The sequence below is a fragment of the Streptomyces chartreusis genome (assembly GCF_008704715.1).
GTDB classification, from domain to species: Bacteria; Actinomycetota; Actinomycetes; order Streptomycetales; family Streptomycetaceae; genus Streptomyces; species Streptomyces chartreusis.
In genome coordinates, this window is record NZ_CP023689.1 from 724,783 (window position 1) to 738,015 (window position 13,233).

Annotated in this window: 13 protein-coding genes; 9 read left to right on the forward strand and 4 right to left on the reverse strand. The window is 70.8% G+C overall.

Going from position 1 to position 13,233, the window contains the following annotated elements; all coding sequences use genetic code 11:
* Positions 1-188 precede the first annotated feature (188 nt).
* Positions 189-602, forward strand: coding sequence for an STAS domain-containing protein (locus CP983_RS02995; protein ID WP_150498415.1), 414 nt, complete (start codon positions 189-191; stop codon positions 600-602).
* A 148-nt stretch (positions 603-750) separates the two neighbouring features.
* Here CP983_RS02995 and CP983_RS03000 read toward each other — a convergent pair whose 3' ends face one another.
* Positions 751-1,185, reverse strand: coding sequence for a protease inhibitor (locus CP983_RS03000; protein ID WP_107910194.1), 435 nt, complete (start codon positions 1,183-1,185; stop codon positions 751-753).
* A gap of 324 nt (positions 1,186-1,509) precedes the next feature.
* Between CP983_RS03000 and CP983_RS03005 the strand changes: the two genes are divergently transcribed.
* From CP983_RS03005 to CP983_RS03025, 5 genes are all read left to right on the forward strand, one after another.
* The gene (locus tag CP983_RS03005; protein WP_150498416.1) at positions 1,510-2,061 is read left to right on the forward strand and encodes a hypothetical protein; all 552 of its coding nucleotides are present in this window, start codon (positions 1,510-1,512) and stop codon (positions 2,059-2,061) included.
* Between the two features lie 194 nt (positions 2,062-2,255).
* Positions 2,256-3,830, forward strand: a complete 1,575-nt coding sequence (locus CP983_RS03010) for a purine-cytosine permease family protein (protein ID WP_150498417.1) — start codon at positions 2,256-2,258, stop codon at positions 3,828-3,830.
* Positions 3,827-4,525 carry an alpha/beta fold hydrolase gene (locus CP983_RS03015; RefSeq protein ID WP_150498418.1) on the forward strand — a complete coding sequence of 233 codons (699 nt, stop codon included), beginning with the start codon at positions 3,827-3,829 and terminating at the stop codon, positions 4,523-4,525. Before CP983_RS03010 ends, CP983_RS03015 begins: the two co-directional genes overlap by 4 nt.
* 73 nt (positions 4,526-4,598) lie before the next feature.
* Positions 4,599-5,768, forward strand: a complete 1,170-nt coding sequence (locus tag CP983_RS03020) for a lactate 2-monooxygenase (RefSeq protein ID WP_150498419.1) — start codon at positions 4,599-4,601, stop codon at positions 5,766-5,768.
* Positions 5,765-6,742, forward strand: a complete 978-nt coding sequence (locus tag CP983_RS03025; RefSeq protein WP_150498420.1) for a 2-hydroxyacid dehydrogenase — start codon at positions 5,765-5,767, stop codon at positions 6,740-6,742. Before CP983_RS03020 ends, CP983_RS03025 begins: the two co-directional genes overlap by 4 nt.
* A 110-nt stretch (positions 6,743-6,852) precedes the next feature.
* On the opposite strand, the gene CP983_RS03030 is transcribed toward CP983_RS03025, so the two are convergent.
* The 3 genes from CP983_RS03030 to CP983_RS03040 form a co-directional block, all read right to left on the reverse strand.
* Positions 6,853-8,469: an RICIN domain-containing protein gene (locus CP983_RS03030; RefSeq protein ID WP_150498421.1), complete on the reverse strand. Its 1,617-nt coding sequence runs from the start codon at positions 8,467-8,469 to the stop codon at positions 6,853-6,855.
* 526 nt (positions 8,470-8,995) lie between these two features.
* Positions 8,996-9,373: a hypothetical protein gene (locus CP983_RS03035; protein WP_030950043.1), complete on the reverse strand. Its 378-nt coding sequence runs from the start codon at positions 9,371-9,373 to the stop codon at positions 8,996-8,998.
* 3 nt (positions 9,374-9,376) lie between these two features.
* Positions 9,377-9,622 carry a hypothetical protein gene (locus CP983_RS03040; RefSeq protein WP_015655829.1) on the reverse strand — a complete coding sequence of 82 codons (246 nt, stop codon included), beginning with the start codon at positions 9,620-9,622 and terminating at the stop codon, positions 9,377-9,379.
* Positions 9,623-9,831: 209 nt separating this feature from the next.
* On the opposite strand from CP983_RS03040, the gene sigJ reads away from it, so the two are divergent.
* The 3 genes from sigJ (at position 9,832) to CP983_RS03055 (ending at position 13,181) form a co-directional block, all read left to right on the forward strand.
* The gene (gene sigJ, locus CP983_RS03045; RefSeq protein WP_150498422.1) at positions 9,832-10,764 is read left to right on the forward strand and encodes an RNA polymerase sigma factor SigJ; all 933 of its coding nucleotides are present in this window, start codon (positions 9,832-9,834) and stop codon (positions 10,762-10,764) included.
* Positions 10,761-12,242 carry a cytochrome bc1 complex cytochrome b subunit gene (gene qcrB / locus CP983_RS03050; protein ID WP_125528457.1) on the forward strand — a complete coding sequence of 494 codons (1,482 nt, stop codon included), beginning with the start codon at positions 10,761-10,763 and terminating at the stop codon, positions 12,240-12,242. The genes sigJ and qcrB overlap by 4 nt, the downstream gene beginning before the upstream one ends.
* A gap of 141 nt (positions 12,243-12,383) precedes the next feature.
* Positions 12,384-13,181, forward strand: a complete 798-nt coding sequence (locus CP983_RS03055) for a peptidase associated/transthyretin-like domain-containing protein (protein ID WP_150498423.1) — start codon at positions 12,384-12,386, stop codon at positions 13,179-13,181.
* The last annotated feature ends 52 nt before the right edge of the window (positions 13,182-13,233 follow it).

Genomic DNA, 13,233 nt, shown 5'->3' on the forward strand with positions numbered 1-13,233 from the left:
GCCTGTCAAGGCATACAAGGACGAGACGGACGTGCGCCGAGGCGGACTCCCAGCAGGAGTCAATGGCTCACGGGCGAAATTCACCTGGTCGAGTGAACTAGATCTTGCGCAGGGCGTGGCAGGGATGCTCAACCCCGCCCACGGGTAACAACCCGGATCAAATGCGCCCCTGCCGAGGTGGAGCGGACATGACGCCGGACGCCGACGACCGCGCCCGCTATCCGACCGAGGATCCGGCCATGGACCCCACCGGTTCCGCGCCGCCCCCGGCGAATCCGTATGCCCGCACCCGCAGCTGCGGTCCGTTCACGGTCGTCGAGGTGACAGGCGAGATCGATCTGGCGTCGGAGGCGCTGCTCGCCGAGCACCTGAACGCCGCGGCCGGCGAACCGGAGGCGGACGTACTGGTCGATCTGCGGCGGGTGGCCTTCTTCGACTGCTCGGGGCTGCGCGCGCTGTGCCGGGCCGAGCGGCGGGCCAGGGACCACGGCGGCCGCCTGCGCGTCGTCTCGGAGGCGCCGCGGATACGGCGGCTGCTGCACGGCGCGGGCCTGGTGGGCCGTTTCCCCCTCCTCCCCGGGATCCCCGGGAAGGATGTGTGACGGTGCGTCACCACGAGGTGCCGACCGGGCGGCCCCACTCCGCCCGGCCGACCCCCGATACGAGATCGCAGGGGCCTCCTCGGCGCAGCTCGCACTCCCCATCCGCGAGCCTGCGCCGAACTGCACGGGGACCGTGCGATCCCGGTCCCTAGAACGCGAAGAGGCTGGCCCCGTAGGAGCTCTTCACGCACTCGTTCGCGAAGGTGCGCTCATAGGAGACGCGCTGGCCCTGCCAGACCCCGACGACCGTGACCACCACGGGGTCGTACTGCTTGGTGCACAGTGCGCCCTCTCTGGCTCTCAAGGCCTCGAAGTTCCCGTTCACTCCACGCAGTTCGGCACAGGCCGAGCCGGCCGCGGGGTGCGTGCCCGTGGCCGTCGGGGCGCAGCTCAGGGTGACCGCACGTGCCGGGGAGGACATGGCGGCGCTGTCGCCGTAGCCCATGGTGAGCACCAGGGCCGAGGGGGCGTAGAGAGAGGCGGGGGCGGCGTCGGGGGCGGCCAGGGCGGATCCGGTGAGGGGTCCGCATACGGCGGTGGCCGTGAGAGCGAGGGTCGCTGCCCAGCGCGCGGTGTTCCGCATTGTGTGCATCCTTCCGCTTGAGTCGAGGGTGTGTCGGATCCGGCGCGATCGGTGCCGGACGACGAGCGGGAGTCTGCCGAGTCCGGCTCCGAAACTCACATCGACACCACCGGTTTCGGTAACCTTGCGTATTGAATCAGTGGCGTGAAGTAACGGAGTTCGAACGTTCCAACGCCGAAACTTGGCGCCTCTTGATCGTTCCAAGTGGCCAAGTGGCCGGATCTCGCACACTGATTAATAGGCCTGAAACATTCCGGTTGAGCCCTCGGCGGACACGTCCGCCATGCCCTTGTGTGCGCCCGATGAGCGAGTAATGCTGATTACATGATTACCAGCGAACAGACAGAGAAGCTGCGCGGCTGGTTCGCCGGCCGTCTGCCCGACGACCTCTTCGAGGAGCTGACCGAGGTGACGGTCGACCGCGAGGAGATCACGGTGATCGGCCGCATTCCCGCACCCCGGCTGGCCGAGGACGTCTCGGCCACCGAGCGGGCGGCTGCCGTGGAGGGCCGGATCCAGGAGTTCCGGGAGCGCACCCGGGAGTCCCGGATCGAGGTGGCCCGCGAGGCCGAGCACAAGTTCCGCAGGAAGGTGTCCTGGGGCGTGGAGTGCGGCACGGAACGCGCCCTGTTCACCCATGTCGCCGCGCCCGTGATGACCCGGCTGCGGCAGCCCGAGCGACAGGTCCTGGACACGCTGATCGCCGGCGGGGTCGCCCGCAGCCGCAGCGAGGCCCTCGCCTGGTGCGTACGGCTGGTCCAGCGGCACACCGACGACTGGCTGAGCGAACTGCGCGAGTCCCTGGAGAACGTCCACCGGGTGCGGGCACAGGGACCTGACGCCGAACCGGAGGACACCCACCCGGACACCGAGTGATGGAGGAAACGTCCAGTCCCGGCGACGAAGATGGATGAACCGTCCTCTGGTGCGGGTCTTCGGCACGGCCGTACCGTCTGCTGATCCCCGAGAGGACGGCATCCGCGCTGCCCGCACACCCCAGCGGCAGGCACCGGCCGTCACCCACGCCGCGCCACAACGCGCTCCACCGCCCCGCCCCCGCTGGAGCCCCCGTGTCCCCTGAGCCCGAACTCCCCGCCCCCGCTCCCTCCTTGACGGAGGTCGAGTCCCACGGCGTCGACCGCATCCCCGACGCCGAGCGCACCGCGAGCCCGCTGGACCTCTTCCGGCTCGCCTTCGGCGGCGCGAACACCTTCTCCACCTGCGTCCTCGGCGCCTTCCCGATCCTGTTCGGCCTCTCCTTCTGGCAGGGCCTCGCCGCCACGCTCCTCGGAGTCGTCGCGGGCGCGCTGATCCTGTGCCCCATGGCCGTGTTCGGTCCGGTCAACGGCACCAACAACGCCGTCTCCTCCTCCGCGCACCTCGGCGTGCACGGCCGCGTCGTCGGCTCGTTCCTGTCCCTCCTCACCGCGGTCGCGTTCTTCTCGATCTCGGTGTGGAGCTCCGGCGACGCCCTCGTCGGCGGCGCGCACCGGCTGTTCGGCCTGGACCGCGGCAACCTGTCGTACGTCGTCGCGTACGCGCTCTTCGCCGGCCTGGTCCTCGCGGTGTGCGTATACGGCTTCCGCTTCATGCTGTTCGTCAACAAGATCGCCGTACCTTCGGCGAGCCTGCTGTTCCTGATCGGCGCCGTCGCCTTCGCCGGTGACTTCGACCCCTCCTACACGGGCGTGTTCACCGACTCCGCGGACGCGGCGACCCAGTCGCTGTTCTGGCCGTCGTTCATCGGTGCCGCGCTGATCGTGCTGTCCAACCCCGTCTCGTTCGGGGCCTTTCTCGGCGACTGGTCCCGCTACATCCCGGCGAGCACCCCGCGCCGCCGGGTGATCGGCGCCGCGTTCCTGTCGCAGATCGCGACGCTGCTGCCGTTCGTGTTCGGCCTGGCGACCGCGAGCATCATCGCCACCAAGGTCCCCGAGTACGTCGATCCGGCCGCCCCCGACTTCGTAGGCGGGCTGCTGGCGATCTCGCCGGGCTGGTACTTCCTGCCGGTGTGTCTGCTGGCCCTGATCGGCGGCATGGCGACGGGCACGACCGCGCTGTACGGGACCGGCCTCGACTTCTCCTCGGTCTTCCCGCGGCTCACGCGCGTGCAGGCCACGCTGCTGGTCGGCGCGCTGTCGATCGCGTTCATCTTCGTCGGACGGTTCGCGCTCGACCTGGTGCAGTCGATCTCGACCTTCGCCACCATGATCATCACCTGCACCACACCGTGGATGGTCGTGATGATGCTCGGCTACTGGACCCGGCGCGGCTGGTACGACCCCGAGGCCCTCCAGGTCTTCAACCGGCGTCAGCGCGGCGGCCGCTACTGGTTCGCGCACGGCTGGAACTGGCGGGGCATGACGGCCTGGTGGGTGGCCGCGGTGATCGGCGTGTTGTTCACCAACATCCCCGGACAGTTCGTCGGCCCGCTCGGCGATCTGGCCGGCGGGGTGGACATCAGCCTGCCGTTGTCGCTGGCCGTGGCCGCAGTGCTGTTCCTGGCCCTGCTGCGGCTGTTCCCCGAACCCCGGGCGGTCTACGGACCCGACGGCCCACGGCTGGCCCGGACCGCCGAGGTGCCGGTGCCGCCGATCAGCGGGCCCGGGGCGTTGTCAGTGCCGTCGGCTACGTTGCGGGCATGACCGATTTCGTGCTGGTGGCGGGGGCGTGGCTCGGGGCGTGGGCATGGGACGAGGTGGCCGCCGAACTGCGCGCGGGCGGCCACGGCGTCCATCCGCTGACGCTCAGCGGCCTCGCCGAGAGACAGGGCGAGCCGGCGCCCGGGCAGCAGACCCATGTCGAGGACATCGTCGCCGAGGTCGAACGCCTCGATCTGCGGGACGTCGTCCTGGTCGGGCACAGCTACTCGGGCGTCCCGGCCGGGCAGGCGGCCGTGCGGATCGGTGACCGGCTGAGTCGTGTGGTGCTGGTGGACGCGAACGTCCCCGTGGACGGGGAGTCGTTCCTGTCGGGCTGGCCCAGCGACGAGGTACGGGCGGCGATCGCGAAGAACGACGGCTTCTGGCCGCCGCTCACGACCGACGAGTTCGCGGGCCAGGGCCTGACGGACGAGCAGACCGCCCGCATCGTCGACGGCGCGACCCCGCACCCGGGCGCCACGCTCACCGGACCGGCGGTCATGCCCCGCCCGTTGAGCGAGGTCCCGGGCACCTACGTCAAATGCCTGCTCGACGGCGAGGAGCCGTGGGGTGCCGCGGCGGACCTCCTCAAGAGCGACCACTGGACCCTGGTGTACATGGACACCGGCCACTGGCCGATGTTCTCCCAGCCGCACGACCTGGCCCGCAGCCTGCACCTGTCGGTGACCGCCCCCTGATCCACTCGCACCCCTACCGGTCGGTATGGTCTGCGTACAGCGCGTTCTCAGTGACGAGAGGCGGGGCGTACGCATGGGCAAGCACTGGGCGGACTTCCAGTACGAGATCTATCTGAACGGGATGTCGGGAGCGGTACCCCGGCTGCCCACCGATCTGACGCGGCTGGAGGAGCTCACCGAGCAGCGGCTCGGTCCAGGTCCCGTCGGCTATGTCGCGGGCAGCGCGGGTGACGGCAGCACCGCCCGCGCCAACCGGGCGGCGCTGCGACGCCACCGGATCGTGCCCCGCATGCTGCGCGACGTGCACGAACGCGACCTGTCCGTCGAGGTGCTGGGCCGCGCCCTGCCCGCCCCGCTGGCCCTGGCGCCGATCGGCGTGCTGTCGATCATGCACCCGGACGCGGAGTGCGCGGCCGCCCGGGCCGCCGCCGCGCAGGGCGTGCCGTTCACCCTGTCCTCCGCGTCCAGCACGCCCATGGAGCAGGTCGCGGAGGCCATGGGCGACGCCGAGCGCTGGTTCCAGCTGTACTGGCCGAAGGACCCGGAGGTGGCCCGGAGTTTCCTGAACCGGGCGAAGGCCGCCGGGTTCAGCACGCTCGTCGTCACGCTGGACACCCCCATGCTGGCCTGGCGACCCCGCGACCTCGACCAGGCGTACCTGCCGTTCCTGCACGGCGTGGGCACCGCCAACTACTTCTCCGACCCGGCCTTCCAGGCGGGGCTCGCCAAGCCGGTGCACGAGGATCCGAACGCGGCCGTCATGCACTTCGTCGGCATGTTCTCCGACCCCGCGAAGACCTGGCCGGACCTGGCGTTCCTGCGGGAGCACTGGGACGGCCCGATCGTGCTGAAGGGCATCCTGCACCCGGACGACGCCCGCGCCGCCGCCGACGCCGGGATGGACGGCGTCGTCGTCTCCAACCACGGCGGCCGCCAGGTCGCCGGCTCCATCGGCGCGGCCGCCGCCCTGCCCCGCGTCGTGGAGGCCGTCGGCGACCGGCTGACGGTGCTGTTCGACAGCGGCATCCGCACCGGCGACGACATCTTCAAGGCACTCGCCCTCGGCGCGAAGGCAGTCCTCGTCGGACGGCCTTACGCCTACGGGCTGGGCCTCGACGGACAGGCGGGCGTCGAGCACGTCATCCGCTGCCTGCTCGCCGAACTCGACCTCACCCTCGCCCTGTCCGGGCACTCCGGCCCCGCCACGCCCGGCCCCGCCGACCTCATCGAGGAAACCGCATGACCGCCCGGCAGAACGTCCTCGCCGTCATCTCGCCCCACGTGGGCGGCCGCGGCATCGGCGCCGGCCTCGCCACGCTGTTCCCCGCGGACGCGAACGTCACCGTCGTGGAGGCGGCCGACGAGGACCCGGCCGCCCTGCGCTCCGCGCACGTCGTCATCACCGCGCTCTCGCCGGTGAGCGCCGAACACCTCGCCGCCGCACCGGAGTTGCGGCTCGTGCAGTGCGCGAGCCACGGCTTCGACTACGTCGACGTCGACGCGGCAGGCGAGCGCTCGGTACGGGTGTGCAACATCGGCTCCAGCGGCGCCGAGGCGCAGAACGTCGCCGAGCAGACCTTCGCCCTGATGCTCGCGCTCGCCAAGCAGCTGATCCCCGCGCACACCGCGCTCGTCGACGCCGACTGGGCACTCCCCCGCCTGCAGAACTCGCTGACGGAGCTGTGCGGCAAGACGCTCGGCATCGTGGGCCTGGGCCAGATCGGGCGGGAAGTCGCCCGGCGGGCGGTCGCGTTCGACATGAGCGTCGTCTACGCGGGACGCCGCCGGCTGCCGCCGGAGACGGAGGCCGCGTTCGGCCCGGCCCGCCACGTCCCGCTCGACGAACTCCTGAGCACCGCCGACTACGTCTCCCTGCACACCCCGCTCACCGACGAGACCCGGCATCTGCTCGACGCCGAGCAGCTGGCGCTGCTGAAGCCGACGGCGTTCGTCATCAACACCGCGCGCGGCGCCCTGATCGACCAGGACGCCCTCGCCGACGCACTGGAGAAGGGCGCCCTGGCCGGGGCGGGCATCGACGTCTTCGACCCCGAACCGCCCACCCCGGCCCTGCGTCTGCTCCGCGCGCCGAACGTGGTGCTGTCACCGCACGTCGGCGGCGTCACCCGCGAGACCCTGGTCCGTATCGCCCTGGCCGCCGTACAGAACGTGGCGGACTTCCTGGCGGGCGGGACGCCTCGGGACGTCGTGAACTGAGCGCTCCGCCGGGGGGGGCGCCGCATCGGGTTGTCGGTCGTCCGCGGCGCCGTCGTGGCCGGTCGCGCAGTTCCCCGCGCCCCTGGCCCGCGCTGCCGTAGCTGCTCGGACTACGCGTCCTCCTCCCCCAGCCGCACCGCCCGCGCCCCCGGCGTCTCCACCTCCGCGCCGGACAGCGACCCCGGGCTCGGCGAAGTCGCCGGGTCCGTGAACCAGCGCTGGCCCTCGGAGCCGTCGCGGACCTTGACGACGATGTCGGCGCCCGCGTCGGCCGTCGTGGCCGCCAGGGCGAGCTGCTCGTCCCAGCGGGGCAGCAACTCGCCCTGGACGGTGAGGTCGTAGCGCACGTCGTCGGCGCGTTCCGAGTCCTCGTCGACGCACTTGCCGAGGATCACCACACCGGCGTCCGCGTGCGAGTCCAGGCACAGATCGGGCTCCGCCACGCTGCGCAGCAGGCCGTCCTTCTCGTACGACCACTGCTGGGTGTCGTCGTCCGAGCACTTGGCCAGTTCCGTGCCGGCCCAGGCTTCGGCCGCGCCCCGGATGTCGAGGCACAGCTCGGACTCGGCGTTGCGCAGCCTGGTCTGCCGGGGCGCGTTGGGGAGTTGGGCGGTGCCGGGAGGTGCCGTGGACACGGCCGGGGGGAGCCCGGTCGCAGTGCCGCCGCCGGTGGCCGAGGCGGCCGGGTCGACGCCGTCGTCGTCCGAGAGAAGGCCGGCGGCGAGCATGATCGCTATCAGGCCGGCCGAAGCCAGGCCCACCCCCGTCAGCAGCGTCCGTGAGGAGCGCGGTCCGCCGGGCGGCCGGCGCAGCTGCGCCGGGATCCGCGACAGCAGCCGCCGGCGCCCCGCGCCGTGCCGGGCCGAGCCGCGCGCCCGGGCCGCGGCGTCCTTGTTGCGGCCCGGCCGGGTGTCCAGATAGCGGCGTGCGCCCCAGCCGAGCACCGACTCGGCGATGAGCCCGCCCAACGCGCCCTCGAAATGACTCAGTTGTTCGGCGGCGTTGCGGCAGTAACGGCACTCCGTCAGATGCTGCTGCACATCCGGCAGCAGGGCCCCGCCACGGCGAATCGGGACGTCGAGGAGACGGTTGTAGAACCGGCAATCCTTCGTGGGCGCGAGTTCCCGATGGGCATGTACACAACCTTCACGGAATTTATCACGCGCCTGTTCGAGCGCCGCCGCGGCGGTAACGGTGTCCATGCCCAGCAGTCCGGCGGGGACGCTTAGCGGCTCGGCTTCCACCTCGGTGTGCCAGAGGAGACATCGGGCAAGTCCCGGAAGCGCCTGGAATGACCGATCGGCAAGCCTCCGATTTTCGGGCGTCATGGACTTCGCGGCACGCATACCGCGACCGCCCGCGGGTTTCCCCAACTCCGGCAGAACGCCCGCTATTCGGTCGTCGGACGACCAGTGCCGGACGGTCTCCCGGACGGCGACGAGGAGCCTGGGCCGCAGTGCGACGGCCGGTTCGCCGAGCGCCAGACGGTCGAGGACCTGATGGAATGCGGCCGCGGTGACCAAATCCACGACATCGGCCGGGGAAGCGAGACAGATCACCGCGTATTCGCGGGCCGGCTGCCAGTGGCGTGCCATCAGCAGCGCGACGGACGGGCCGGCCTCACCGTCCGGCCGGCCCCGAAGTCTGGCGGCGAGGCCTTCGTCGGATTCCTCGGGAACCCCGCCGGGCGGGGGGTAAGGAGGACGAGGGGGGTGGGGGGTGGGCACTGAACGGATTCCTTCCCACGCGCAAGACACAGAAGTTCTGATCGCCGAAAAGGAGCGGTGACTTGGTGTGTACCTCTTCGACGCGTGCGCGGGGAGCACGAATTCACCGACGCCCATCCGCACCGGTTCCCCCGCGGAACGAATGAGCTACGGCCTTTTCCACCCCCCACGGGTACTTCACCCTTGCACAGCGCACTGATGACCAACAAGGCACTTGGGCAACATCAGCCCCATTGAAAGAAAGTCAGATACGGCGGCAACTCGCCGCACCGGCGCCACCTTTAGGCATTCCATGCACCCCGTGTGAAACCGACGCACACGCCGGAGCACCACGCACGCTCCCCGGCACACGCGCCGGCGTAGTCCACTGGGATCGGCCCTCTCGGAAGGCCCGGCGCAGATTCAGGAGGCTCTCCCCGCGCGCCATGGGCCGCCGACCCCGTTCCTTCCGCCCCCGGACGGCGGCCCCGGAGCGGAAGGAACGGGGATCGCAGGGCCGGCGTCGCCGGGAACCCTCGGGCGACCCCTAGATCTGCCAGGAGCGCAGCCGGTCGGCCGCTCCGTACACGTCCACCTTGCCGGAGATCAGATCACGGGCGAGGTCGACGAGGGCGCCGTAGGGCGGGTCGATGCCGACACCGCTGACGAACATGTAGGCCACCGCGGCCGAGCAGGCGAAGCGGGCGTTGGCCGAGGGCAGCGGCTTGAGCAGGGCGAGGGTGTGCAGCAGCGCGGCGGCCCGCCAGGCCGGGTCGGAGTCGATGCCCAGTCGGGGCGGATCCACGCGATGGCGGGCGACGGCGGCGACCAACGCCGAGAAGTCGTTGATCGTGGGCTGGTCGGGCAGGACCTCTTCGTGCCGCTGGAGCAGCCAGGGCACGTCGATGTGGATGACGGGTGCCATCGGTCAGGCGGCTCGTCCCTCGCCCTTGGCGGGCGGTTCGTCGTCGGGGAAGGCGGCCGCGAACTCGTCGGCGTGCGACGAGAAGAACCGGCGGAACGCCTCGGCACCTTCCTGTAGGGCCCGGTGCCGGGCTATGTCCGCCGCGGCGGCCTCCCGCACGAGCGCCTTCATCGACGTACCGCGTTCCTTGGCGATCTGCCGCAGGTCCTCTAGCTCGCGGTCGCTGAACTCCACGTTGAGAGCTGGCATGCTCCTCACGGTACCGCTCGGGTACTTACGCGTAAATACCAGCAGGTCAAGTGTGATGTACGCCGGTACCGGAGCAGCCGATCAGGCCGACCGGGCGCAGAGCTGCCGGGCGATCTGGCCGAGACCTGGGTCACATTCGGCCGTGAGATGTCACATTCCGGCCCCCGCCACCACTCGCAGTGGTGAGCACGCACCGGGAGGCCCCACGCATGTCCGACAACCCCGCAACCGTCACCGACGACGCGACCGCCGTATTCGTCCGGCATCGTGAGCTGATGTTCGGCGTCGTCTACAACATGCTCGGCAGTGTCGCCGACACCGAGGACGTCCTTCAGGAGACCTGGCTGTCGTGGACGGCACGGGGCGGCGGCGCCCCGCTCGACGGGGTCGAGAACCCGCGGGCCTATCTGGTGCGGGTCGCCGTCAACCACGCCCTGACGCGGCGGGCCGCGATCAGCCGCCGCCGCGAGACGTACGTCGGCCCGTGGCTGCCCGAGCCGCTGGTCGCGGAGGACCAGGCGACCGGCGTCGAGGATCCGGCGCTGCGCACCGAGTCCGTCTCGCTCGCGATGCTGGTGGTCCTGGAGTCGCTGACCCCGCTGGAGCGCGCGGTGTTCGTGCTGCACGAGGTGTTCGGCTACCCGCACACCGAGATCGCGGAGATCATCGAGCGCAGTCCGGCGGCCGTACGGCAACTGGCGCATCGCGCGCGCGAGCACGTGCACGCCCGGCGGCCGTTGTACGAGGCGCATCCGCGGGTGCGGCGGGAGGCGACCGAGCGGTTCGTACGGGCCGCGGTCGGCGGCGACATCGCCGAGCTGATGGAGATCCTCGCGCCCGACGTGACGGTGTGGACGGACGGCGGCGGCAAGCGGAAGCGGGCGGGGCTGCGTCCCGTGCACGGCCGGGACAAGGCGGTCCGGCTCCTGGACTCGTTCGCGCGCCGGGGCGGCGCGGGAGGCGCCCACCTGGACCTGCACTACCGGCGGGTGAACGGCGACGACGCGGCCGTGCTGTTCCAGGGCGAGGAGCCGTACGCCGTCCTGATCCTGGACCTCACGCCGGACGGCGAGCGGGTGTCGGGCGTCTACGTGGTGAGCAACCCCGAGAAGCTCACGCATGTGAAGCGGGGGGAGGCATGAGCACCCGAGAGCTGCCCGGGCGGGGCGAGCGGGTCGCGGACTGGTTCGACGGCCGACTCGGCATCCACACGCTCGGCCGGAAGTATCTGCGCAAGGTCTTCCCGGACCACTGGTCGTTCCTGCTCGGCGAGATATGCCTGTACAGCTTCGTCGTACTGATCCTGACCGGCGTGTACCTGACCCTGTTCTTCCATCCGTCGATGAACGAGGTGACCTACCACGGGAGTTACGTGCCGCTGAACGGCGTCCGGATGTCGGAGGCGTACGCCTCCACGCTGGACATCAGCTTCGACGTGCGCGGCGGGCTGCTGATGCGGCAGGTGCACCACTGGGCGGCGCTGGTCTTCATCGCCGGGATGCTCACGCACATGATGCGGCACTTCTTCACGGGGTCGTTCCGCAAGCCGCGCGAGGTCAACTGGGTGTTCGGCTGGAGCCTGCTGCTCCTCGCCCTGTTCGAGGGCCTGTTCGGCTACTCGCTGCCGGACGACCTGCTCTCGGGGACGGGCATGCGGTTCGTGAACGGGGCGCTGCTGTCCGTCCCGGTCGTCGGGACGTATCTGTCGATGTTCCTGTTCGGCGGCGAGTACCCGGGCCATGACATCGTGGCCCGCTTCTACTCGCTGCACATCCTGGTGATCCCCGGCATCATGGCGGCGCTGGTCGTCGCCCACCTCATCCTGGTCGTTTACCACAAGCACACGCAGTTCGCGGGCCCCGGGCGCACCGAACGCAATGTCGTGGGCACGCCGTTCATGCCGGTGTACCTGGCGAAGGCGGGCGGCTTCTTCTTCCTCGTCTTCGGCGCTCTGGCCCTGATGGCGGCCGTGGCGTCCATCAACCCGGTCTGGTCGTACGGTCCCTACCGTGCGGACCAGGTCTCCACCGGTGCCCAGCCGGACTGGTACCTGGGCTTCGCCGAGGGCCTGGTCCGGATCATGCCGGGCTGGGAGATCACCCTGTGGGGCCACACGCTCGTCCTGGGTGTGCTGATCCCGATCGTGGTCTTCCCGCTCCTGCTGGTCCTCATCGGCGTGTATCCGTTCGTGGAGGCCCGGGTGACGGGCGACAAGGGCGAGCACCACCTCCTGGACCGCCCCCGCAACCGGCCGGTCCGCACCGGGATCGGCGCCGCGTGGATCAGTCTCTATCTGGTGCTGCTGGCGGGCGGCGGCAACGACATCGTGGCGACCCGGCTGCATCTGTCGATCAACACGGTGACATGGGCGATCCGCATCGCCGTCCTCGTCGTCCCGGTGGCCGTGTTCGTCGTCACCCGCCGGATCTGCCTGGGCCTGCAACTCCAGGACAGGGAACGGGTGTTGCACGGCCGGGAGACCGGCGTCATCAAGCGACTCCCGCACGGGGAGTACGTCGAGGTGCACGAGCCGCTGAGTCAGGCCCAGCTCCACACCCTCACGGCACATGAACGGCCCGGCGAGCTCGTGCGGCACGAACCGCGGGGCAACCCGAGGTGAAGGGCGGTCGAACGGCGTGTACCGGGGTCGTACCGGCGATACGGCACCTACAACCCCGGGTGAGGTCCCGCGGTCAGACCCGATACCGACACCACCGGTGTTCCGGGCACCCCAACGGCTCATCTGACCAACGGAGTTCACGTGCACCAGCACTCAACGGCCGCCCGGCCGACCGCCGCCGCCGCTCTCGCCCTGGCCGCCGCCCTGGCCACCCTCGTCGCCGTGCCGCCCGCCCACGCGGCGGACGGCGACGACTATGCGGTGACCCTCGTGAGCGACACCGCCACGACCGACTACACCCACCGCACGGTCGACCTGACCGGCACCCTGACCCGCACCGACGGCACTCCCGTCGCCGACGCACCGGTCCGTCTCGAGGAGTCGGTGCTGTTCGACACCTGGAACCCGTGGGGCGACCCGATCGACCCCACCGAGTGGGAGACCCGCGACGTGGGCACCGTCCGCACCGACGCCGAGGGCAACTTCACCCTCCAGGACGTCCCCGCGGACCGCGTCGAGGACCAGCCCAGCCCCTTCCTCTTCCCGCGCCACCAGGTGATGTTCCGGGCGATCTACGACACCGACCCCACCGACAACCACATGGCGTTCGCCGACACCACGGTCAAGGTGCGGCCCGTGACCAGCGCCATCACCTACCGGGTGAACAAGACCACCGTGCGCAAGGGCGACACCCTCGTGGTGAAGGGCCGGGTCGCCTGGCCGGCCGGGCACGGCCCGATCGCCGGCACCCGGGTGTTCCTGCGGACGTACTACGAGAGCTCCTACAACGCCCGGACGACCACCGACGCGCGCGGCAACTTCACCGTCCGCGCCAAGATCCGGGACTACGACAACGAGTTCGTGGTCTTCTCGGCGCCGACCGACTACTACCTGGCCGGCGCGAGCAAGAACCTGCCGGTCAAGAACGTCACTCCGTGACCCGGACGTCCGGCACAGGGAGGCCCGCCGCCGCACCGGCCGGCAGCGGGCC

Bases quoted from the DNA above. Each gene is read 5' to 3' on its own strand.
- CP983_RS02995 (WP_150498415.1), top strand. From the start codon at position 189: ATGACGCCGGACGCCGACGACCGCGCCCGCTATCCGACCGAGGATCCG.
- CP983_RS03000 (WP_107910194.1), bottom strand. From the start codon at position 1,185: ATGCGGAACACCGCGCGCTGGGCAGCGACCCTCGCTCTCACGGCCACC.
- CP983_RS03005 (WP_150498416.1), top strand. From the start codon at position 1,510: ATGATTACCAGCGAACAGACAGAGAAGCTGCGCGGCTGGTTCGCCGGC.
- CP983_RS03015 (WP_150498418.1), top strand. From the start codon at position 3,827: ATGACCGATTTCGTGCTGGTGGCGGGGGCGTGGCTCGGGGCGTGGGCA.
- CP983_RS03020 (WP_150498419.1), top strand. From the start codon at position 4,599: ATGGGCAAGCACTGGGCGGACTTCCAGTACGAGATCTATCTGAACGGG.
- CP983_RS03025 (WP_150498420.1), top strand. From the start codon at position 5,765: ATGACCGCCCGGCAGAACGTCCTCGCCGTCATCTCGCCCCACGTGGGC.
- CP983_RS03035 (WP_030950043.1), bottom strand. From the start codon at position 9,373: ATGGCACCCGTCATCCACATCGACGTGCCCTGGCTGCTCCAGCGGCAC.
- CP983_RS03040 (WP_015655829.1), bottom strand. From the start codon at position 9,622: ATGCCAGCTCTCAACGTGGAGTTCAGCGACCGCGAGCTAGAGGACCTG.
- sigJ (WP_150498422.1), top strand. From the start codon at position 9,832: ATGTCCGACAACCCCGCAACCGTCACCGACGACGCGACCGCCGTATTC.
- qcrB (WP_125528457.1), top strand. From the start codon at position 10,761: ATGAGCACCCGAGAGCTGCCCGGGCGGGGCGAGCGGGTCGCGGACTGG.